The sequence below is a fragment of the Stenotrophomonas sp. SbOxS2 genome, from assembly GCF_013416715.1.
In the GTDB taxonomy this organism is placed as follows: domain Bacteria; phylum Pseudomonadota; class Gammaproteobacteria; order Xanthomonadales; family Xanthomonadaceae; genus Stenotrophomonas; species Stenotrophomonas lactitubi.
Map to the genome: position 1 here is coordinate 401,151 of NZ_JAAVXD010000003.1, position 20,836 is coordinate 421,986.

Annotated in this window: 17 protein-coding genes; 9 read left to right on the forward strand and 8 right to left on the reverse strand. The window is 66.2% G+C overall.

The features are described 5' to 3' along the window. Positions 1 to 51 precede the first annotated feature (51 nt). A complete protein-coding gene (locus HFK18_RS07020; protein ID WP_180165329.1) occupies positions 52 to 423 on the forward strand; it encodes a VOC family protein in 372 nt (123 codons plus the stop codon). 32 nt (positions 424 to 455) lie between these two features. On the opposite strand, the gene HFK18_RS07025 is transcribed toward HFK18_RS07020, so the two are convergent. Both HFK18_RS07025 and HFK18_RS07030 read right to left on the reverse strand, forming a co-directional pair. Then, positions 456 to 1,289 carry an arylamine N-acetyltransferase gene (locus HFK18_RS07025; RefSeq protein WP_180165332.1) on the reverse strand — a complete coding sequence of 278 codons (834 nt, stop codon included), beginning with the start codon at positions 1,287 to 1,289 and terminating at the stop codon, positions 456 to 458. A 103-nt stretch (positions 1,290 to 1,392) separates the two neighbouring features. Continuing rightward, positions 1,393 to 2,055 (reverse strand): hypothetical protein, encoded by a 663-nt coding sequence (locus HFK18_RS07030; protein WP_180165334.1) that lies wholly within the window; start codon positions 2,053 to 2,055, stop codon positions 1,393 to 1,395. A gap of 206 nt (positions 2,056 to 2,261) precedes the next feature. Here HFK18_RS07030 and HFK18_RS07035 point away from each other — a divergent pair, with 206 nt between their 5' ends. Further along, positions 2,262 to 4,799 (forward strand): methyl-accepting chemotaxis protein, encoded by a 2,538-nt coding sequence (locus HFK18_RS07035; RefSeq protein ID WP_180165336.1) that lies wholly within the window; start codon positions 2,262 to 2,264, stop codon positions 4,797 to 4,799. Positions 4,800 to 4,885: 86 nt separating this feature from the next. Here HFK18_RS07035 and HFK18_RS07040 read toward each other — a convergent pair whose 3' ends face one another. The 5 genes from HFK18_RS07040 to HFK18_RS07060 all read right to left on the reverse strand — a co-directional run bounded on the left by HFK18_RS07040 (position 4,886) and on the right by HFK18_RS07060 (position 13,445). Further along, on the reverse strand, positions 4,886 to 7,411 hold the full coding sequence (locus tag HFK18_RS07040; protein ID WP_180165338.1) for a sulfite reductase flavoprotein subunit alpha: 2,526 nt from the start codon (positions 7,409 to 7,411) through the stop codon (positions 4,886 to 4,888). Positions 7,412 to 8,303: 892 nt separating this feature from the next. Then, positions 8,304 to 8,864, reverse strand: a complete 561-nt coding sequence (locus HFK18_RS07045) for a TlpA disulfide reductase family protein (RefSeq protein WP_180165340.1) — start codon at positions 8,862 to 8,864, stop codon at positions 8,304 to 8,306. Beyond that, positions 8,861 to 11,251, reverse strand: coding sequence for a protein-disulfide reductase DsbD domain-containing protein (locus tag HFK18_RS07050; RefSeq protein ID WP_180165342.1), 2,391 nt, complete (start codon positions 11,249 to 11,251; stop codon positions 8,861 to 8,863). The genes HFK18_RS07045 and HFK18_RS07050 overlap by 4 nt, the downstream gene beginning before the upstream one ends. Continuing rightward, complete coding sequence (gene cutA / locus HFK18_RS07055; RefSeq protein ID WP_099820496.1) at positions 11,248 to 11,586, reverse strand: divalent-cation tolerance protein CutA; 339 nt, start codon at positions 11,584 to 11,586, stop codon at positions 11,248 to 11,250. The genes HFK18_RS07050 and cutA overlap by 4 nt, the downstream gene beginning before the upstream one ends. A 68-nt stretch (positions 11,587 to 11,654) precedes the next feature. Further along, a complete protein-coding gene (locus HFK18_RS07060; RefSeq protein ID WP_180165344.1) occupies positions 11,655 to 13,445 on the reverse strand; it encodes an endonuclease in 1,791 nt (596 codons plus the stop codon). 353 nt (positions 13,446 to 13,798) lie between these two features. Between HFK18_RS07060 and HFK18_RS07065 the strand changes: the two genes are divergently transcribed. Together HFK18_RS07065 and groL are read left to right on the forward strand one after the other, a co-directional pair. Then, the gene (locus tag HFK18_RS07065) at positions 13,799 to 14,086 is read left to right on the forward strand and encodes a co-chaperone GroES (RefSeq protein ID WP_089237231.1); all 288 of its coding nucleotides are present in this window, start codon (positions 13,799 to 13,801) and stop codon (positions 14,084 to 14,086) included. An 83-nt stretch (positions 14,087 to 14,169) separates the two neighbouring features. Further along, complete coding sequence (gene groL / locus HFK18_RS07070; RefSeq protein WP_025878650.1) at positions 14,170 to 15,819, forward strand: chaperonin GroEL; 1,650 nt, start codon at positions 14,170 to 14,172, stop codon at positions 15,817 to 15,819. Between the two features lie 142 nt (positions 15,820 to 15,961). Here groL and HFK18_RS07075 read toward each other — a convergent pair whose 3' ends face one another. After that, positions 15,962 to 16,864 (reverse strand): LysR substrate-binding domain-containing protein, encoded by a 903-nt coding sequence (locus HFK18_RS07075; RefSeq protein WP_180165346.1) that lies wholly within the window; start codon positions 16,862 to 16,864, stop codon positions 15,962 to 15,964. A 281-nt stretch (positions 16,865 to 17,145) separates the two neighbouring features. Between HFK18_RS07075 and HFK18_RS07080 the strand changes: the two genes are divergently transcribed. The 5 genes from HFK18_RS07080 to HFK18_RS07100 all read left to right on the forward strand — a co-directional run bounded on the left by HFK18_RS07080 (position 17,146) and on the right by HFK18_RS07100 (position 20,595). Continuing rightward, complete coding sequence (locus HFK18_RS07080) at positions 17,146 to 17,781, forward strand: glutathione S-transferase family protein (protein WP_343202950.1); 636 nt, start codon at positions 17,146 to 17,148, stop codon at positions 17,779 to 17,781. Between the two features lie 13 nt (positions 17,782 to 17,794). Then, positions 17,795 to 18,823, forward strand: coding sequence for an LLM class oxidoreductase (locus HFK18_RS07085; protein WP_180165350.1), 1,029 nt, complete (start codon positions 17,795 to 17,797; stop codon positions 18,821 to 18,823). Positions 18,824 to 18,913: 90 nt separating this feature from the next. Then, a complete protein-coding gene (locus HFK18_RS07090) occupies positions 18,914 to 19,414 on the forward strand; it encodes a MarR family transcriptional regulator (RefSeq protein ID WP_180165352.1) in 501 nt (166 codons plus the stop codon). Continuing rightward, positions 19,411 to 20,148, forward strand: coding sequence for a DNA alkylation repair protein (locus HFK18_RS07095; RefSeq protein ID WP_180165354.1), 738 nt, complete (start codon positions 19,411 to 19,413; stop codon positions 20,146 to 20,148). Before HFK18_RS07090 ends, HFK18_RS07095 begins: the two co-directional genes overlap by 4 nt. Before the next feature lie 186 nt (positions 20,149 to 20,334). After that, the gene (locus HFK18_RS07100; protein ID WP_025878654.1) at positions 20,335 to 20,595 is read left to right on the forward strand and encodes a hypothetical protein; all 261 of its coding nucleotides are present in this window, start codon (positions 20,335 to 20,337) and stop codon (positions 20,593 to 20,595) included. The last annotated feature ends 241 nt before the right edge of the window (positions 20,596 to 20,836 follow it).

A 20,836-nucleotide genomic window follows, 5' to 3' on the forward strand; every position in this document is an offset into this window, starting at 1 on the left:
GCAGAGCTGCGATCCTGTGTTTCATCCGCCTGCATGCCCAGCCTGATCACCATGAATCCCATCCTGCACGTTGAAGTTCCCGCTGCCGACCTGGACCGTGCCATGGCGTTCTATCGGCAATGGCTGCAGGTGGACATCGCTACCCCGATCAACGTGCATGACTGCCGGATGGCGTACCTGCCATTCAACGATAGGGGCGCGGGTGCCAGCATGGCGCTGGTGCACGGTGCTGACTACCTGCCCTCGGAGCAGGGTCCGCGTATCTACATGGGCGTGGACGATCTGGATCACAGCCTGCAGCGTGCCCTTCAGGCTGGCGCGGTGCTGTGCTTCGGCCCGGACGTGGCCGGTGTCTGGCGGGTGGCCGAGATCCGCGACAGCGAGGGCAACCGGATCGCCCTGCAGGCGCCCGTCACCTCATAGCCCAGAGGTCAGCAGCCGAACATCGCGTGGCGCTACACGGACGCGGCGCGCGATCGCTGCAGCCAGTCGGCAATGGCCGGATCCAATCGCGGATCGTCCGGAAGGCGCATGCCGAAGCCCTGCTGCAGCACCTCGCGCACGTCCTGCACATCGCGCAGCGGGCGCTTGGCCGGTACCCGGCCCGGGCGATATTCGGTGTAGTTGCCGCTGCCGATGGTGCGTCGCCAGTCCGGCCCGGTCAGTGATGCACGCAGTTGGCCAGGGAAGCTCGACTGCGGATGCGTACACACGTACCAGTTGCCCACTTCGTTATCGATCGGCGCCGGTGGCTGCAGGTCGAAGCGGTACAGCGCCCGCCAGTCATCCCCTGCTTCGGCGGCAAGCATGAAGTCGCCATCGTCCAGCAGCCGCACGCGGTAGCGCTCATGCGGTGTGTCCTGGACTGCGGTCTCATGCAGGCGCAGTGGCACGGTCGGGGTCAGGCTGCCGAAGCCGGTATCGACCAACCAGTCCGCTTCCTGCAGACGCACCCGCAGGAGCAGGTGCGTACGCGCGGTCAGCTCGCCCTCTGCAGTCGACAGCAGCACCCGTGCGCTCAGCGGCTGCGCATCGAAGCCCAGGGCCTGCAGCAGGGCCAGGAACGCGCCATTGAGTTCGAAGCAGTAGCCGCCGCGCTGCGCGTGCAGCAGCTTGTGCTGGACGCTGTCCAGGTCGATGGCGACCGCATCGCGCAGCAGGCTGGTAAGGGTCTCGAACGGCAGCAGGGCGTTGTGGCGCTGCTGCAGCAGGGTCAGCCCGGCCAGCGTGAGCGGTGGCGGGGCATCCAGCTGCAGGCGCTGCAGGTAGCGGGGGACGTCGATGGACATGGCAGGCACCACGGGCGGGGGGCTCCACTGTGCTACCGCAACCGGGGTTGAGGTCAAGCCTCGGGGCGTACCCGTATCGGGCTTGACGCATGTTGAAGCTTGTTCAGGACTTGGGCACTGGAAGGCTGATACTCACAGGAACATCCTTTTCGCCGCAAACCTTGGCTATCTCTCTGTAACTCTGTACCGGGAATATCATCCACCTCGTTGTAACAGCGCCGAGTATCGCGAACAAAACGCCAGCGACGATCTCTGGGAAGGCGCCTCGAAGGAGATCGGGGAGGCCGAGCAGCCAAAGGGCGCTGCCGAATAGATATAGAAGAAGTCCGATAGTGCCTACAAATGTCCGGGCAATTCGCTCCCATTTTGGCAAGCGCAACTCAATATGATCCCCGTCGCTGCTGCGATGCGCCAGCTGGCTTATGCCTTTGATGTGGCGCCACTTGATCGTCGGAGCGTGTTGATACAGAAGATTCAAGTACGCCAATCGTTCTGTCCGCGAAAGAATCATCCCGTGGTGCCGCCGGAACTCCTCCTGGAGCGCGAGATCCTTTATCCATCTTGCCTCCACATCTCCACTTGCGTGATCGCTGAGCTTTAGTAGGAACTCCCGGTCACGCTGCTTGGATTCACGCCAGCGATGAAACGTCTCGGTAGGGGATCCAACCGACCATCGAAGCGCGTGGATGAGGAGAAGTCCGACTACCACTACGCCGATCGGCACTCCGAGATTCTCGAGTTGATTGGGGAGAAAGCCATTGAGCATCTGGACCTCTGTCGTGAGAAATCAGTTCGAGGAGTAGGTTCTACCTGCAAGAATTCTCATGCGGTGAGACAAGGGGAATGAGCCTGTCATCGCCCCGTCGCCTGCTTCTAGTAGAACATGCAGACGTCGTCAAGATTATTCGGAAATTTCCTAAAGTTCTGTCGAACTAGGTCGATAAAGGTGCGTCCTTCCGCCTGGAGTCTGTCATGTCGGCCGTCGTTCCCCACCTTCGGTCCCTGCGTAGCCGCGTTGTCGGGTTGCGTTCCCGTTTCCCTGGCCTGCTGCGCTGGCTGCAGCCACATCGGCTCAGCGTCGCCGACAAGCTCAAGGCGACGTTGCTGGTCTGCAGCCTGGGCCTGGTGGCCATCGCCGCCGTCCACGCCTGGACCAGCCATGCGAGCACGCAGGCGGCACGCGATCAGGCCAGCTACCAGCACGGCAGTGACCGCGTTGCTTCGCTGGCCGCCCGGGTGGCCGAGGCCCGGCGCCTGCAGACCCAGTATGCGCGCAGTTTCGATGATGCGGACCGCAGCCAGTTGCTGGCCACGCAACAGATGTTGAAGCAGGACCTGCAGGCGTTGCGTGGCATGCCGATGGACGCGGGCCGGCGCAAGGTGCTGCAGGCGATGGCCGAGGCTGTCGATGCCTTCTCACAGGGCATCGCCGCGTTGTTCGAACGGGTGGATGAGATGGGGCGCGGCGACGCTGGTCTGGCCGCTCAACTGCAGCAGGCCGCCGACGCGCTGCAGGCGCAGGTGGATGCGCTGGAGCGCCCTGCGCTGTCCCTGCATGTGCAGCGGATGCGGCGCCAGGAAGCATTGCTGCTGCTCGATGGCGATTCCACCCACGCCGATCGTGCCAGCGAAGAAAAGCTGCCCTTCGATCTGGCGTTGGCCGGCCTGCCAGCTGACGTGCAGGAGCGCGTGCGCAACGGAATGGAGGCCTACCAGGCCGCATTGCTGGGCTATACCGCTGCACGCGTCGGCCTGGACGTGGAGGCACAGTCGCTGCTTGAGACTGCGGCGGCCGTGGGCCCGGCATTGACCGCTTTCCAGCAGGCTCAGGTTGCAGCACTGGAACAGGCACAACTGCGTCAGCGATCGGGTGCAAGGATGGCCAGCGTGCTGTTCGTGGCTACCCTGCTGCTGGTGGCCGGCGTGCTGATCACCAGCCTGGTACTGGTGGTGCGCGCGGTGCGTCGACCGATCCAGGACACCCTGCGCTTTGCAGGCGATATCGCGGATGACCGGCTCGACACCACGCTGCGCGTGCACAACGCCAATGATGAGATCGGCCAGCTCGCGCAGCGCCTGGTCGACATGCAGCAGCGCCTGCGTGCGCGCACCGAGACCGAACGCGCGTTGGCACGCGGTAACACGCGCGTGCGGCAGGCGCTGGACAGTGCCCAGACCGGCTTGATGGTGGTTGATGCGGAAGGGCAGGTGGCCTACGCCAACCCGGCGCTGCTGCAGCTGCTGGCGCTTCCCGCAGAGACATTGCTCGGCAGCGACGCGGTCCGTCTGCATCCGGCGCTGGCGGGACTGATCGGTGTCCGTCAGCGCGAAGAGCGTGAGATCGGCCACGCCGGTACCCGGTATCAGTTGATCGCCAATGCCATCGTCGAGGACGACCATTTCCTTGGCGTTGCGGTGGAATGGCGCAGCCGCGCGCTTGAAACGCTGCTGGAAACCGAAGTGGCGGCACTGGTCGATGCGGCGGCGCATGGCGAGCTGCAGGGTCGCATCGCGCTGGAGGGCAAGCAGGGGTTCGTACGCACGCTGTCGACCAGCATCAATCGCCTGCTGTCCACTTTCGAGACCAACCTGGGCGACCTGCAGGCGCTGCTGGCCGCACTCGCACGCGGCGACCTGAGCGTGCGCATGGAGGGCGAGCTGCAGGGCGTGTTTGCCCGCATGCGTGACGATGCCAACGCCACTGTCGCGCAGCTGGGCCACATCGTCACCCGTATCCAGCAGGCCACGGTGCGCCTGGATGTGGGTGTCAGCGAGATCGTCGCCGGTCATCACGATCTGTCCCAGCGCACCGAGCAGCAGGCGGCCAACCTGGAAGAAACCGCGGCATCCATGCATGAGCTGACCGACACCGTCGGCCGCAATGCCGACGCGGCGGGGCTGGCCGATGGACTGGTACGCGACGCCGCCAAGGTTGCCGAGCGTGGCGGCACTGCGGTCGGCCAGGTGGTGGCGACCATGCAGGGCATCAGCGCGTCGTCGCGTCGCATCGGCGACATCATCCAGCTGATCGATGGCATCGCGTTCCAGACCAATATCCTGGCCCTCAACGCGGCGGTGGAGGCGGCGCGTGCAGGCGAGCAGGGTCGCAGCTTCGCGGTGGTGGCGGCCGAAGTCCGCTTGCTGGCCCAGCGTAGTGCGGACGCGGCCAAGCAGATCAAGGGACTGATCGAGGACTCGGTGGCGCGGGTAGGCCAGGGCAGTACGCAGGCCGAGCAGGCGGGCGCCACGATGGACGAGATCGTCAGCAGCGTGCAGCAGTTGGCCGGGTTGCTGGCGGGTATCCGCAGTGCGTCGCACGAGCAACATGCGGGCATCGCCCAGGTGAACCAGACCGTCGTGCAGATGGAGGCCAGCACGCAGCGCAACGCGAGCCTGGTGGAAGAGGCCGGCGCATCGACCGCGCAGATGCAGGCCCAGGTGCAGGCGCTGGCCGAAGCGGTGGCAGCGTTCCGACTACTGCCCGAGCGACGCCCGCGCGCGGCAGCGTGATGGCCTGATCGCCTTCGCCGGGCATGGCCCGGCGCTACTGTTGAAACCCATGACGGGTAACGCCGGGCCATGCCCGGCGAATGGACTCAATACACGTCGCGCCGGTACCGTCCGTTCTCCAGCAGCAGTTCCACCGCTTCATCGCCCAGTGCCTCGCGCAGCACCTGATCCACGCCTTCGGCCATGCCATGCAGCGATCCACATACATGGATCACTGCACCGCGTGCCAGCCACGCGTGCAGTTCATCCACCGCAGCATGCAGGCGATGCTGCACGTAGCTGCCATCGTCGATGTCACGCGAGTACGCCTGATCCAACCGCAGCAGGTGCGCGTCAGCCTGCCATCGGATGATTTCCTCGGCGAACAGGAAGTCGTGCGCGCGCTGGCGCTCGCCGAACAGCAGCCAATGACCGTGCTCACCGTGATGCGCCGCTTCGCGCAGCAGGCTGCGCAGGCCGGCGATGCCGGTGCCGTTGCCGATCAGTACCATCGGCGTGCCTGGCTGCCGATGGAAGCCAGAGTTGCGATGCACGCGGGCCGCAATCCCACCCTCCAACGGCGCATGCAGCGCCAACCAGCCCGAGCCCAGCCCCGCGCGACCTGCTGCGTCGTGGACCAGCCGGACCACCAGTTCCACCTCGCCATCGGCGGCGCATGAGGCGATGGAGTATTCACGCCCGGGCAGTGTTGGCAGGCCTGACAGCCACTGCCCTGCATCCTGTATTCGCACTGCACTGCCGGCTTCGGGCAGCACGCGTTCGCTGGCCTGTTCCAACAGCGTTTTCGCAGCACCGTCGATCAGCAGCGGTTGCAGGGGATCCAGGCCATGCGCTCGAAGCACTGTGTGCACATGCAGCGCGTCATGGCGTGGCGCGATATGCAGGATGTCGCCGGCCTGCCAATCGACATCAGCCGGTGGTGCCAAGCGGATCTTCCAGATCTGGCCACCGACGCTGCCGGCGTTGAGCAGGGTGCGGCCGAGCAGACGCCAGTCATGCATCACCGTGGTGGCTGGCAGCACGCTGTCATCGGTGTCGATGCCGGTCAGCCCGGTCAGCTGCATCTGCCACTGGCGCAGCGCCGCCACCGAAGCTGCATCGACATCGATTCGCGCGAACAACGGCTGTGCGCCCGCGCGGGTCAGCCAGTCGTCCATCTGCATGCCGAATCCGCAGAACCGCTCGTACTGGTGGTCGCCCAATGCCAGCATGCCGTAGCGCAGTCCGGACAACGCCGGCATCTGTGCCAGCAGTTGGCGCGCGCTGCGCCGTGCGTTGTCCGGTGGCTCGCCATCACCGAAGGTGCTGAGCACGAACAGCGCCTGTGTGGTGGCTTGCAGCTGCGTGGCCGTCACGCGCGCAAGCGGCAGTACCTGCACCCCGTGGCCGGCCGCCTGCAGCTGTGCCGCCGCACGCCAGGCCAACTGTTCGGCCAGGCCGCTCTGGCTGGCATGCACCACCAGCCACGGTGTGCCCCCGGCGTGGAGTGCTGCTGCCGGAACGGTCTGCCGCAGCGCGCGCGCGGCGCGCTGGCCGCGGCGGCGGTCCAGGTACAGCAGCCAACCGGTGACGAAGAACAGACACATGCCCAGGCTGCTGAGCATCACCACGATGCGTCCGGGCATGCCGAAGAAGCTGCCCGAGTGCAGGGCGAACATGCTGGTGGTGAGCTGGCCGCCGGCACCCTGGCGTGCGTACGGGCGCGCGTCGAGAACCGCGCCGGTGGCCGGGTCGAGCTGCAGCAGGTCGTGCGCACGATCATGGTGGCCGCCGCGCTGCGCGGGATCCGCCGACATCACCCGCACATTGAGTGCTTGACCGGGCTTCTCAGGCAGGCGCAGGTCGATGAAGCCCTGGCGCACACCGGGCAGCGCATACAGCGCGGCCTCGACATTGTGCAGATCCAGGGGAAGATCCGTGGCGAGTCTGTGCTTGGCGGGCGGCGCGACGCCCAGCAGCTGGGTCAGCCCGTTGCGGTACCAATCGAACGACCACCACAACCCGGTCAGCGCGCTCATCAGGTAGATCAGCAGCACCCAGGTGCCGATCACCGAATGCAGGCTCCACAGGAAGCCGCGGCCCTTGCGCGCCCACTCCACCGCGAGCCAGCTGCGCCAGTGCCACCAGCGACGTGGCCAGCGCAGGTACAACCCGGACAGGGTGAAGAACAGCAGGGCGATCGCGCAGCTGCCGGTGATCCACGAGCCACGCTCTCCGGCAACCATATGGCGGTGCAGGTCCTCGACGAAATCGAAGAACGCCTGTCCGCGCAGCGCGCTGAAGCGCTCGCCGCTGTAGGGATCGAAATACACCCAGTGGTCCTTGCCACCGGCAAAGCGTGCGACCGATGGGCGCTGGCCGCTGGCATCCACCCGCAGGCGCTGCAGCGGCCGTTCGCTGCCCGCCTGCAGCAACGGAACCAGCTCGCTCAGGGCGAGCGGCTGCTGGTTGTCGGCATGGTGTTCGGCGATGGCGGCGAAGCCGGGATTGGCTGCGCGCAGCAGCTCATCCTCGAATGACAGGACGGCACCACTCAGGCCCATCACGGCCAGGATGGCACCCGCGCTGATGCCCAGCAGCCAGTGCAGTTGGAACAGGACGTTCTTGAACATCGGGATCGAGGGCCGTCGAGGCTGCCGCCCGCATCCTGCGCAACAGCAAATGAGAATTAATCTCGTAATTCTCCGGGTCGCGGGCCGCTGCGGTCAAGGAGGGGTTGCCGGCAGGGCTGCGCCCTGCACCCGCCGAAGCGGTAGTGCCGGCCGCTGGCCGGCAACCTCAACGGCAACAGCCGAAGCAACGGCAGAAGCGTGCATTCCGTGGGATGGCGGGGTGGGTCCGGTTGCGGGGGACGCTGCAAGTACGTCCCTGTAAGCTCGGTCGCGCCATCCATGGCGCTCACGCCCCCGCAACCGGACCCACCCCGCCTTCGACAGATTTCCGCGGCTGTTGGTGGGTGTCGACCTTGGTCGACACGTAGATCCACGCCATGCGTGGATGCTCTTCGTTCAATTGTCGAAATATTCGATTTCGATGGAGTCATCCACGCATGGCGTGGATCTACCAGATACCGGGAATCTGTCAGAGGTGGGGCGGTGTCGGAGTGCGGGGTGTCCGTGGCATGGATGCGGCTACCAAGCCCCGCCTTCGACAGATTTCCGCGATCTGTCGGAATGGCACGGCCTGCTCTTGGTAGGGGGCGACCTTGGTCGACACGTAGATCCACGCCATGCGTGGATGCTCTTCGTTCAATTGTCGAAATATTCGATTTCGATGGAGATTCATCCACGCATGGCGTGGATCTACCAGATACCGGGAATCTGTCAGAGGCGGGGCGGTGTCGGATTGCGGGGTGTCCGCGGCATGGATGCCGCGGCCAAGCCCCCAGGGATGGGTTTACGGCGTCCCCGCACTCCGACACCGCCCCGCCATCCCACGGAATGCCCGCTGTTGCTGTTGCTGTTGCTTCGGCCTCTGCAGGTGCAGGGCGCAGCCCTGCCGACCTTACTTCGCCCAGCCTTCGATCTCGCCGTGCGCGAACGGGCCGAGCTTGGCCTTCACCATCCGGCCCTGCGCATCGAACAGCACGCTGTACGGCAGCAGGCCCTGCGCATTGCCCAACTGCACGCTGGCATCGCGTGGGCCCGGGGTATCCAGCACGATGGGATAGTTCACCGGCACCCGCTGCAGGAAATCGCGCACGCCGTCCGGTGTATCCAGCGCCAGGCCCAACACCTGTACGCCGCGCGTGCCCTGGCCCTCGGCAAAGCGGGCCAGCTCGGGCATTTCTTCCACGCACGGGCCGCACCAGCTGGCCCAGACATTGACCAGCAATGGCCGGCCGTTGAACCGTTCGCGGATATCCAGCGCGTTGCCGTCTGCATCGGGCAAGGCCAGCGCCGGCAGCGGATCACCAGGGCGCAGCATCGGCAGCGCTGGCGGTGATACGGCAACAGGCGCTGGGGTTTGCGCCGCCGGCGCCGGCGCCAGCCGATTGCCGGCCCACAGACCAAGCCCGGCAGCCAGCACCGCTGTCCACAGCAGTGCTGGCCGTTGCCACTTCATCGTGCGGTGCGCAGCAGCGCTTCTTCCACCAGCGCCTGGGTCAGCAGGGTGGGCAGCACCGTCGGCGGTGCGCCGGGGCCGTATACCACGTACAGCGGCACGCCCACGGCCTTGTGCTCATCCAGGAACGCGGTGATCTGCGGGTCCACGTTGGTGTAGTCGCCGCGCATGTACACCGCGTTGGTGCGCTTGAGCAGTTCCTTGAACTCCGGGCGCGACAGCACCGCGCGCTCGTTGGCCTTGCAGCTCACGCACCAGTCGGCGGTCATGTTGACGAACACCACCCGGTTGTCGGCGCGCAGGCGGTCCAGCATCTGCGGCGAATACTCCACCACGTTCTCGCTGCTCGCCTGCGCGGCACGAGCCGGCGGTGCCAGCTGGGTCACGGCCCACACCGGCACCAGCGCCGCGATCACCAGCAGCACGCCCAGCAGCCCGGCCGCGCGCTGGCTGCGCCAGCGGCTGCGCTCGAACAGCCACAGGCCACCGGTGAGCAGCAGCAGGCCACCCAGCGCCAGCGCCATGCCATCCACACCGCGCTGCTTGCCCAGCACCCACAGCAGCCACAATGCGGCGGCATACATTGGGAAGGCCAGCACGTGCTTCAGGGTTTCCATCCACTGGCCCGGCTTGGGCAGGCGACGGGCCAGCGCCGGCACGAAACCGATCAGCAGGAACGGCAGGGCCAGGCCCAGGCCGAGGAACAGGAACACCAGCATCGCCGCCACCGGCGGTGCAACGAAGGCATAGGCCACCGCCGGACCGAAGAACGGACCCACGCAGGCACTTCCGACCACGCAGGCCAGCACGCCGGTGAAGAAGTCGCCGGCCGGGCCACTGCGTCGCGCCAGCGACTGGCCGAAGTTGCCGATGCCGCCGCCCATGGTGAACACGCCGGAGAGGCTCAGGCCCACCGCGAACATGATGTAGGCCAACGCCGCGACCACGCCGGGATGCTGCAGCTGGAAACCGATGCCGACCGCGTTGCCAAGCATGCGCAGGCCGACCATCAGCGCGCCGATCACCGCGAAGGCAACCAGCACGCCCAGCGTGTACCACATGGCATGGCTGCGGGCGCGTTCGGGGCTTTCGCCGCTCTGCGCCAGGCTCAGCACTTTCAGCGACAGGATCGGCAGCACGCAGGGCATCAGATTCAGCACCAGGCCACCGCCCAGCGCCAGCAGCAGTACCCACAGCAACGAGCTGTCGGTTTTCGGCACGCGGCTGGGGGCCTTGGTACGCAGCGCATTGTCCTGCTGCGCGTCGGCAGCGAAGGCATCGCGCGCGCCGTTGCTGGCGTCGGCACCACCGGCATTGGCCGGCGCGTCGTTGGGCACGGTCGGAAGCAGGCGCAGCGGCGTGCCGTTGGCGGCCTCGCGGGTGCTGGCAGCGGTCGAAGCGGGCAGCGAACGGATCACTTCGTCGCGTGCAGCAGGTGCATCACTGGTGGCGTTGGCCTTGCCGGCGGGGATCGACAACTTCACCCGGCGGGTCATCGGCGGGTAGCAGATGCCATCGGTCTGGCAGCCCTGGAAGGTCACCACCAGCGTGCTGTCTACGGCCTCGGCACGGCTGCGGCGCAACGGCACCGGCACTTCCACCTGGTTGAAATAGACCGCCACGTCACCGAAGTGCTCGTCGCGGTGCGATTGCGCCGCCGGCCAACGCGGCTTGTCGGCCAGTACCCCGGGGCTGCCTTCCAGCTTCAGCGAGGTGCGGTCGCGATAGAGGTAATAGCCCGGTGCCGGGCTGAAGCGCAGCAGCAGCGTGTTGCCATCGCTGGCGATGGCATCGAAGCCGAATGCCTGTTCCGACGGCAGCGGCAGTGCCTGGCTGTTGCTGGTGCCCGGCAGCCGCAGGCCACCGCCACTGCCGGCGCCAGCCAACGGGTTGTTGAACGCACTGGCGCCGGTGGCGCGTGCGGTCGGCAGCGTGGCAGGTGAACCGCCCGCGCCGGGCAGGGTCACCTGCACCACGCGCTTCTGCGGCGGGTAGCACACACCGGCATCGGCGCAGCCCTGGTAACGCACTTCCAGGCTGATGGTGCCGGCGGCATCGGTGGGCGCGCCGGGCAGGGTGGCCTGCAGGCGCTCGCGGTAGGTCTCCACCTCACCGAAGAAATCGTCGTGGTGCTTCTTGCCTGCGGGCATCTGCAGCGCAGCGGCATTGAAGGCAGGATCGGCCTTCACCGTGGTGCGGTGGCGATACAGGTAATAGCCGGGGGCGATCTTGAACTGCAGTTGGATCTGGCCACGTTCGGGCGCGCTGGCGGTCAGCGCGAACGCCTGGTCCACCGGCAGCAGATCTTTTTCATCCAGCGCGAAGGCCGGCAATGAAAGCCACAACAGGGCGCACAAGGCGGCGCCACGCGCAAACAGAGTCTTCAATCAGTGTCCTCCCGGGTCTGTGCCCGGATCCAGTCCAGATACGCCGGCAGGCCGGCCCGGGTTTCGACCGCGATGCACTCCGGGAGTTCATACGGATGCAGTTCGACGATCCGGGCGATGGCTTCATCGACACGGCTTGCGGTGGTCTTCACCAGCAGCTGCAGTTCGGCGTCGGTGGTGACCTCGCCCTGCCAGCGGTACGTCGACTGTGCGCCGTCCAGGCGGGTGACGCAGGCAGCCAGGTGCTCGGCGACCAGCGCGTGCGCGATGCGCTCGGCACTGGCCCGGTCCGGGCAGGTGGTCAACAGCAGCAGGACGGGATCGACGTTCGACATGACCGTCGAGTATAGGGCCGTCGCCGGGGCAGGGCCCGGCGACGGCAGTGGACCGCAGCGTTGCGCGGTCAGTTGGCCAGCTGGCAGGTGGCCGGCTTGGCCGAGGTGAACAGGGCCGGGGTGGCCCACTCGGGGTGGTCGATGAACGGGTTGCGATTGCCCTGGAAGCTGTAGATCACGTCATTGCGCGCCTGCTCGGCGGCATCCGGCGGATCGGACAGGTGCCAGTCGATCAGGGTCGACAGCAGCCCCATGTAGGCCGGCGAACTGCTGGTCTTGACGATCTTGCTGCGGTCGTCGGTCAGTTCCAGGTCCGGTTCGGACTGGCCGGTGGCCGCATCCTTGCCCCCTTCATAGCGGATGGCCATGTACATCACCGCACGTGCCATGTCGCCCTTGCGATGGCCCCACACCTCGAAGGTACCGCCATTGCCATCCGGCGTGCGCACCCAGTTCGAATTGCCCGGGTAACCACCGCTGCCGCCGCCCTGGCCGTTGTTGGCCTCGGTGGCACGCTCGCCACAGTTGGCATCGCACTTGCCGAACGGCTTGTTGCCGCGGTCGGCGTTCCACTGTGCGTCGGTCAGGTACAGCATGTGGGTGTCGGTGTAGGGCGCGTACGGCAGGCCCTTGTCGCCGGTGGTGCTGGCAAAGCCCAGCGAATTGGGCCAGGTGTGCTCGCGGTTGTACTTCAGGCCACCGCCGCTGCCGGCACGGTCGGTCACCTTGGTGTAGCTGCGGTTGCGATAGGCATCGAGGATCCGGCCGCTGTTGTTCGGATCTTCGTCGGCGATCTCCAGGATGGTCCAGGTGCTGGTGCCCGAGCCGCTGTACGGATACGCGGTGTGGCCCTTGATGGTGGCGTGCAGCGAGCAGCGCAGCTGGCTGGGGCTGCTGGTGTTGACCTTCGAGTAGTAGCCCGCCGGGCCGCCGGGATTGCCCGGGTCCGGGTTGCCGGTGGTGGTGGCCACGGTGAAGGCGATGCGGCTGTCGGTCGCCGGGCGGGCACCCTGCGCATCGTTGATGCGTGCGGCACGGATGTCGAAGCGGCAGGCTTCACCGGCGACCAGCGCGGTATTGGTCGACAGCTTCACGCTCTTGCCGCTGGCCGGCCAGGTCAGCGGTACGCTGCCGGAGGTGCCGCAGGTCAGTGCGAAGGCGCCGCTGGCGAGGTTGACCGTCTCGCTGAACACCACTTCCAGGTCGGCGGCGGCCGGGAAGGTGCTGCTGCCCTGTGCCGGCGTGGTGGTGGACACCGATGGCGGCGTGTTCGGGCCCGGGGTGCCACCGCCGCTGAAGGTCTGGTTGTTGTTGCAGCTGCCGAAGGTCTGCCTGGCCGATTCGGCCCAGGTGAAGTGCGCGTACTGGCTGCCGCTGCCGGTCAGCTGCAGCGAGGTGCCCGCCGCGGTGCTGTTGGTTTCGGCAACCGGAATGTTCTGGCTGGTCATGCCGGCGGCGGGGCCACCGGAGGCGGTGATCGCGCCCTCGTAGCTGAGGAACTGGACCACCTTGCCACTGGCGTCGACCAGGGCGATGCCGTCATTGGGGCCGTTCTGCAGGCCGTTGGTGGGGTAGGTGACCACGGCCAGGGTGGCGCTGCCGCAGCTGGCGGCGGTTCCCGCCGGTACCGCGTTGTTGGCGTAGACCGTGGCGGCCGACGGATTGCTGCCGTTGTAGAGGTACAGGCGGTAGCCGGACAGGTCCTCGCCGGCGGTGGCGACCACTTCGATGGCTTCGCCGACGTCACCGGCAGCGGTGCTGTCGTCGTAGTGCAGTTCGTTGATGAAGACCTCGGCCTGGGCCGGCGCGGCGGCCAGTGCCAGCAGGCAGGCGGCGGCGAGCGGGGACAGCAATCGCATCGACTACTCCTTGTGATTGGGAATGCCGGGCCACCCTAAAGCCGATCTGGTGACACTTTGTCGTAAATGAACGCCAGATATCTGACAGTGAGACGGCGGTCACCAAATGCCCGCGATTTCCCCCTTGGCTTGCCGCGTCGCATCCCTATAAAGGCGTCCGCGCAGGAATGGAGCGCCGCCGGGTCTCCGCAGAAAAATTTCGGCGGCGGGCCTTGAAAGGCCTCTGGAGGTCTCCATCTCTGTCGTGCTCCCGACCTGTCGGGCTTTTTCACGCGCGTTGCTGGCAGTCACCTGGTGTGAGTGCTAACATCGCCGGACTTTTTCAGACCAATCAATAACTTAAGAGGTCCCACATGAGCATCAAGCCGCTGCACGACCGCGTTGTGGTCAAGCCGATCGAAGCCGACGAAGTTTCCGCCGGTGGCATCCTGATCCCGGACTCCGCCAAGGAAAAGTCCACCAAGGGTGAAGTCGTGGCCGTGGGCCCGGGCAAGCCGCTGGACAACGGCACCGTGCGCGCGCCGTCGCTGAAGGTCGGTGACAAGGTCATCTACGGGCAGTACGCCGGCAGCTCGTACAAGAGCGAAGGCGTCGAGTACAAGGTCCTGCGCGAAGACGACGTGCTCGCCGTCATCGGCTGAGCGTCGGCGCGACCTGCTTCATACCCTGATTCCAAACACCCAGCTGCCGGGCATGGCCCGGCGCTACCAATGAGGTAACTGCAATGGCTGCCAAGGATATTCGTTTCGGTGAAGACGCCCGTTCGCGCATGGTGCGCGGCGTCAACGTTCTCGCCAATGCCGTCAAGGCCACCCTGGGCCCGAAGGGCCGCAACGTCGTGCTCGAGAAGAGCTTCGGCGCCCCGACCATCACCAAGGACGGCGTGTCCGTCGCCAAGGAAATCGAACTGGCTGACAAGTTCGAGAACATGGGCGCGCAGATGGTGAAGGAAGTCGCGTCGCGTACCAACGACGACGCCGGCGACGGCACCACCACCGCCACCGTGCTGGCCCAGGCCCTGATCCGCGAAGGCGCCAAGGCCGTTGCTGCCGGCATGAACCCGATGGACCTCAAGCGCGGTATCGACAAGGCCGTCGTGGCTGCCGTCGCCGAGCTGAAGAACATCTCCAAGCCGACCGCTGACGACAAGGCCATTGCCCAGGTCGGCACGATCTCGGCCAACTCGGACGAGTCGATCGGCCAGATCATCGCCAACGCGATGAAGGAAGTCGGCAAGGAAGGCGTGATCACCGTTGAAGAAGGCTCGGGCCTGGACAACGAGCTGGACGTGGTCAAGGGCATGCAGTTCGACCGCGGCTACCTGTCCCCGTACTTCATCAACAACCAGCAGTCGCAGACCGCTGACCTGGATGACCCGTACATCCTGCTGCACGACAAGAAGATCTCCAACGTCCGTGACCTGCTGCCGGTGCTGGAAGGCGTCGCCAAGGCCGGCAAGCCGCTGCTGATCGTCGCCGAGGAAGTCGAAGGCGAAGCGCTGGCGACCCTGGTGGTCAACACCATCCGCGGCATCGTCAAGGTCGTGGCCGTCAAGGCGCCGGGCTTCGGCGACCGTCGCAAGGCGATGCTGGAAGACATGGCCGTGCTGACCGGCGGCACCGTGATCTCCGAGGAAGTCGGCCTGTCGCTGGAAAAGGCCACCATCAAGGACCTGGGCCGCGCCAAGAAGGTGCAGGTTTCCAAGGAAAACACCACCATCATCGATGGCGTGGGTGACAAGGCTGCGGTCGATTCGCGCGTTGCGCAGATCAAGACCCAGATCGAAGACACCTCCTCGGACTACGACCGCGAGAAGCTGCAGGAGCGCGTGGCCAAGCTGGCCGGTGGCGTTGCAGTGATCAAGGTCGGCGCGTCGACCGAAATCGAAATGAAGGAAAAGAAGGATCGCGTCGACGACGCCCTGCACGCGACCCGTGCGGCCGTTGAAGAAGGCGTGGTTCCGGGCGGCGGCGTTGCCCTGGTCCGTGCGGTCTCCGCGCTGGCTGGCCTGAAGGGTGCCAACGAAGACCAGAACCACGGCATCCAGATCGCCCTGCGCGCGATGGAAGCCCCGCTGCGCGAAATCGTCGCCAACGCCGGCGAAGAGCCGTCGGTCATCGTCAACAAGGTCAAGGAAGGCACCGGCAGCTTCGGCTACAACGCCGCCACCGGCGAGTTCGGTGACATGCTGCAGTTCGGCATCCTGGACCCGACCAAGGTGACCCGTTCGGCACTGCAGAACGCAGCCTCGATCGCTGGCCTGATGATCACCACCGAAGCCATGGTTGCCGACGCTCCGAAGAAGGACGAGCCGGCCATGGGCGGCGCTGGTGGCATGGGCGGCATGGGTGGCATGGGCGGCATGGACTTCTAAGTCCCGCTGCACCGGTAGCGGCCGACCCAGGTCGGCACGCTTCCCTGCTGCAATGAAAAACCCCGCCGCAAGGCGGGGTTTTTTTGTGGGCTGCATCCACGCCTGGGGTGGATCTACGGGCGCGGTGCGGGATTACCCGTCGCTACGCTGCGCGTGCTGTTGGCATGGTGTCCTGCAGCCACGCCAGGAACGCTGCCACCATCGGTCGGTCGCTGCCATCGCTGCCAGGCCGGGTCACGGCGTAGTAGGCGAAGGACTGCGGCCACGGCTGCTGCAGGACCACCTGCAGGCGACCGCTGGCCACCTCGTCGGCCACGTGGATGTCGCGCACCAGCGCGATGCCCTGGCCGGCTGCCGCCGCACGTATCAACAACAGATCGTCGTCGAAGGCGGGGCCGCGCTGCAGGCGCGCATCCTGCGGCAGGCCCAGGGCCTGGAACCACAGACGCCAGTCACTGCGTTCGCTGTCCTGCAGCAGCGGCAGCCGCAGGCAGTGCTGCACGCGGGTGATCGCTGGCACGGTTGCCAGCAGCGCGGGGCTTGCCACCGGCAGCAACGCCGGTGCCAACAGGCGCTCTGCATGCAGCCCCGGATACTGGCCCAGGCCGTGCCGGATCGCGATGTCCACGCCATCACGGCGCAGGTCCACCAGCGCGGGGCTGGCATCCAGCTGCACGTCGATTTCTGGATGCCGTGCACTGAAATCGGCCAGTCGCGGCGCCAGCCAGTGCGCGGCGAAACTGGGCGCGGCGCTGATCCGCAACGATGACCTGCCTTGCCACGCTTCCAGTGCGTGCAGGCTGCTGGCGATCTGATCGAAGGCCTGACGCAGTTCCGGGTAGACGCGGCTGCCGGCCGCGCTGAGCACCACCCCATGGCGGGTTCGATCGAACAGGCTGACGCCGAGCCGTTCCTGCAGCTGCCGCAGCTGCTGGCTGACGGCACCGGGTGTCACGCCCATCACTTCGGCGGCCGCTGTCAGGCTGCCGTGGCGGCTGGTTTCAACGAAGGCCCGCAGGGCCAGCAAGGGCAGTACCGCACCCATCTTCCATTCTCCTCTCCCGTGACGATGCTGGCGAGCCGTCGGCACGTTCACCGGCCAGCGCAGGGCACAGCATATCGGCCGGGTCGATGGCTGTCGCGCCGGTGCGCGCGGTGTTGAGCTGGGCTCAACTGCAACGTCAGCAGACATCGTTTCCCACCTGCATGCCCGGTTCCTAGACTGGTTGCACGGTCGCTGCAGCGCCTTTTCCGCATCGCTTCGCCCTGCCCATGGTGTGGGAGGGCAGCGCGTGTGCACCCGATTTCTGCCTCCAGGACGTCTCCGTGACCGAACCTTCGCTGCACCTGCATACCGACAGCTCACCCAATGGCTACAAGGCCACCATCGCGCTGGAGGAGCTGGGCCTGCCCTATCGCCTGCACCATGTGCGCATCGAGCAGGGTGAACATCGCCATCCCGATTTCCTGCGGCTCAATCCGCACGGTCGCATTCCGGTCCTCGAAGACCGCGCCAGGGGCATCGTGCTGTTCGAATCGGCGGCGATCCTGCTGTACCTGGCCGAGCAGGGCGGCGCATTGTTGCCACAGGCACCGGCCGCGCGCTGGGACGCCATCACCTGGCTGATGTTCCATGCCTCCAGCGTCGGTCCCATCTTCGGCCAGCGCGTGCATTTCGAACACTTCGCGCAGGAGCGCTATCTGCCGGCGATCGAGCGCTACCGGAACCTCTCCGAAGACATCTTCGCGATCCTCGATGCACGCTTGGCCGCGCGTCCCTGGTTGGCCGGCGATGACTACTCGATCGCCGACATCGCCCACTTCGGTTGGCTGCATGTGCTCCGCGTGATCGACATCGACTTCTCGCGCCATCGCCATCTTTCGGCGTGGTACCAGCGCGTAGCCGGACGGCCCGCGGTGCAGCGTGGCGTGCTGCTGCCTGAGCCCGCGACCGGGCCTTGAGGAGATCCCTGCGATGACAGCCTCCCTTTCGATCCACGGTGCTTCGGCAGCAACCTTCGCCGGCCATGCAGGCTACCAGCGCATGTTCCGCGCCGATGCGCTGACCTTGGGCATCTTCCTGCCGCTGCGTTTCTACCAGGGCGACATGGCGGTACTGCAGGGACAGACCGCGCTGGTGGAAGCCATCGACCGCCATGGTTTCGCCGCGGTCTGGGTGCGCGATGTTCCGCTGTTCGATCCCCAGTTCGGTGATGCCGGACAGGTGTTCGATCCGTTCACGTATCTCGCATGGCTGGCCGCGCGCACCCATCGCGTCGCGTTGGCGACAGGCAGCGTGGTGATGCCACTGCGGCATCCCATCGACCTGGCCAAGGCTGCCGCGTCGATCGATCAGTTGTCCGCAGGGCGGCTGGTGATGGGCATTGCCTCGGGTGATCGACCGCTTGAGTTTCCCGCCTATGGCCTCGACCACGCCCAACGTGGTGAACGGTTCGCCGACGCCGTGGTGGCCTTCCGGCAATGGTTGCAGCCCGCCGACGGAGCGCTGGCCGGCCACCCCTGGGCCGCACAGGGTGTGCAGCTGCTGCCGCCGCCGGTCAGCGGTCGCATTCCGCTGATCGTTACCGGTGGTGCCCGGCAGCCGTTGGAATGGATCGGCGAGCACGCCGACGGCTGGCTGACCTATCCCGACGCGACCCATGACACGGCAGGACCACAGCGGCTGGCGGCGAAGATCCGCGCATGGCGCGCGCAGATTCCCGACGGCGGCTTCCGTCCGCACATGACCAATGAATGGCTGGATCTGGTGGATGACCCGGACCATCCGCGCGTGCCGCTGGAGGGTGGCTACTGCCTGCGCACCGGGCGCAAGGGGCTGATCGCGCTGCTGGAAGCCTGGCAGCGTGCGGGAGTCAACCATGCCGCGCTCGGCATCCAGTTCACGCAGCGCCCAGCTGCCGATGTGCTGCAGGAACTGGCCGAAGAGGTGCTGCCGTTGTTTCCTTCGCATCCCGGCCCACCGTCGCGGGTGATGGAATGGTAGCGATGCATCTCCGCGATTGCTGAGCTGCGGAGGCTTGCAGTTCTTGTCTCGCGGATTATGATTAGCCGACTAATCAGATCTGGATTCAAAATGCTTGAGTTGAAGCACCAGGCCCTCGTCGAGGAGGCGCAGCGGCGTGGTCACGCCAATGTCGCGCAGCTGCGCCTGTGCTTCCAGCTGCTCGCCTTGTCCGGTGCGATCGACCGTGACTGCGCTGCACGGCTGGCACCGCACGGCCTCAGCGAAGGCCGCTTCGTCGTGCTGTTCCTGCTGCACGGCGCCGGCGGCATGTTGCCGCCGCACGAGCTGGCCGAACGTGCCGGCGTCACCCGCGCCACCATCAGCGGATTGCTCGATGGCCTGCAGCGTGACGGCCTGCTGCAGCGGCGCAGCGACGCCGAAGATGGTCGACGTCTGCAGATCGTGCTAACGGCACGCGGCAAACGCCTGGCAGATGAGTTGTTCGACCAGCACACGCAATGGATCGGCGGACTGTTCAACGGTCTTGATTCCAGCGAACAGGCGCAGTTGTCGCTGCTGTTGGAAAAGGTCTGGCGACACACCGACGCAGGCCAGGAAACAGGCACATGAGCACTGCCATCGCCTTCGCACGCCTGCAGGCACTCAATGCGGGCAGCGCCGCCAGCACGCATCTGGCCGAGTGCCTGGCGGTGGACTTTGCTGCGTTGCTGCAGGCAGTGGCACCGACCTTGCCACCGGCCGCCATACAGCGCATGCGCGCCGCCGCGGGCAAGGGAATCACCCAGCGCATGGCCCTGGCCGCAGCGCTTTTGCGCGAGGCAGGGCAGGGCGAGGTGCAGCACTGGCAGGCACATCCATCCGACACCGTGCGGGGGTGGGCGTGCTATCTGATCGGCGCTGACGCGCAGGCGACATTGGCCCACAAGCTGCAGGCGATGCGTCCACTGGCAGATGATCCGCACTTCGGTGTGCGCGAATGGGCGTGGCTGGCGCTACGCAGCGATATCGTCGGCGCGCCACTTGAGGCGCTCGCCCTGCTGCAACCCTGGACGCAGCAGCCTTCGCCACATCTACGCCGCTTCGCCTGTGAAGCGCTGCGCCCCCGCGGTGTCTGGGCCACGCACATTGCGCTGTTCAAGCAGCAGCCCGAGCACGTGCTGCCCTTGCTGGAAACACTGGCCGATGATCCCGAGCGCTACGTGCAGGACTCGGTGGGCAACTGGCTCAACGACGCCGGCAAGAGCCAACCTGATTGGGTGCGCACTGTGTGCACGAGGTGGCAGTCAACCCGCGACAGCGTCGCCAACGCCTACATCCGCAAGCGTGCGCTGCGCTCGCTGTAACGCAGCACCGTTCACCCGTTTCCCGCTGATGCCGGCCGCTGGCCGGCAACCTCATGATCTTCAACGAATCCCCCTCGTCCCATCCTCTCGACGGACTGCACTCCGACACGGCCATGGCACATGCGCGTGCCATCCATTCCGGGTAAAGATGGCGCTCGGCCGTATCCATCCGCAGGGAAGTCGAGCATGCAGAGCAAGATCCAGGTGACGTTGTACGGAGCGCTGGGCAGCAGTCCTGCGCTGCAGGTACCCGGCCTGGAAGGGCCGGTGGTGGCCATCCAGGAAGCCACCCTGCGGCAGCTGGTGTCCGATCTGTATACGGCCCGATCCATGCTCAACCCCGAACAGCTGGATGAGGCCAGGCAGGAACTGGACCGCGTGGTGGAGCGCTGGGTCGACATCCACGAGACGCTGTTGCTGGACGTGGAAGTGCATGGCGGCCGATAGTCCGCTGAACCGCGCCCGCAGTTGCGGATGAAACAGTTGGCACCTGCCAAAACCCTGTGTTATCAATAGATCCCATGAACGCAACCCACGCCTGCTTTTATTGGTATTACTTTCCGAAGCCCCCGGCGGAGGAAGGATTGCGCTCACCCTGAAGAAAGCTTCAGACGCATTCCCGAAAGCCGCCAGCGAACCTGGCGGCTTTTTTCATGTCGCCACGCTGCGGACCCCCAACGTTCCGTAG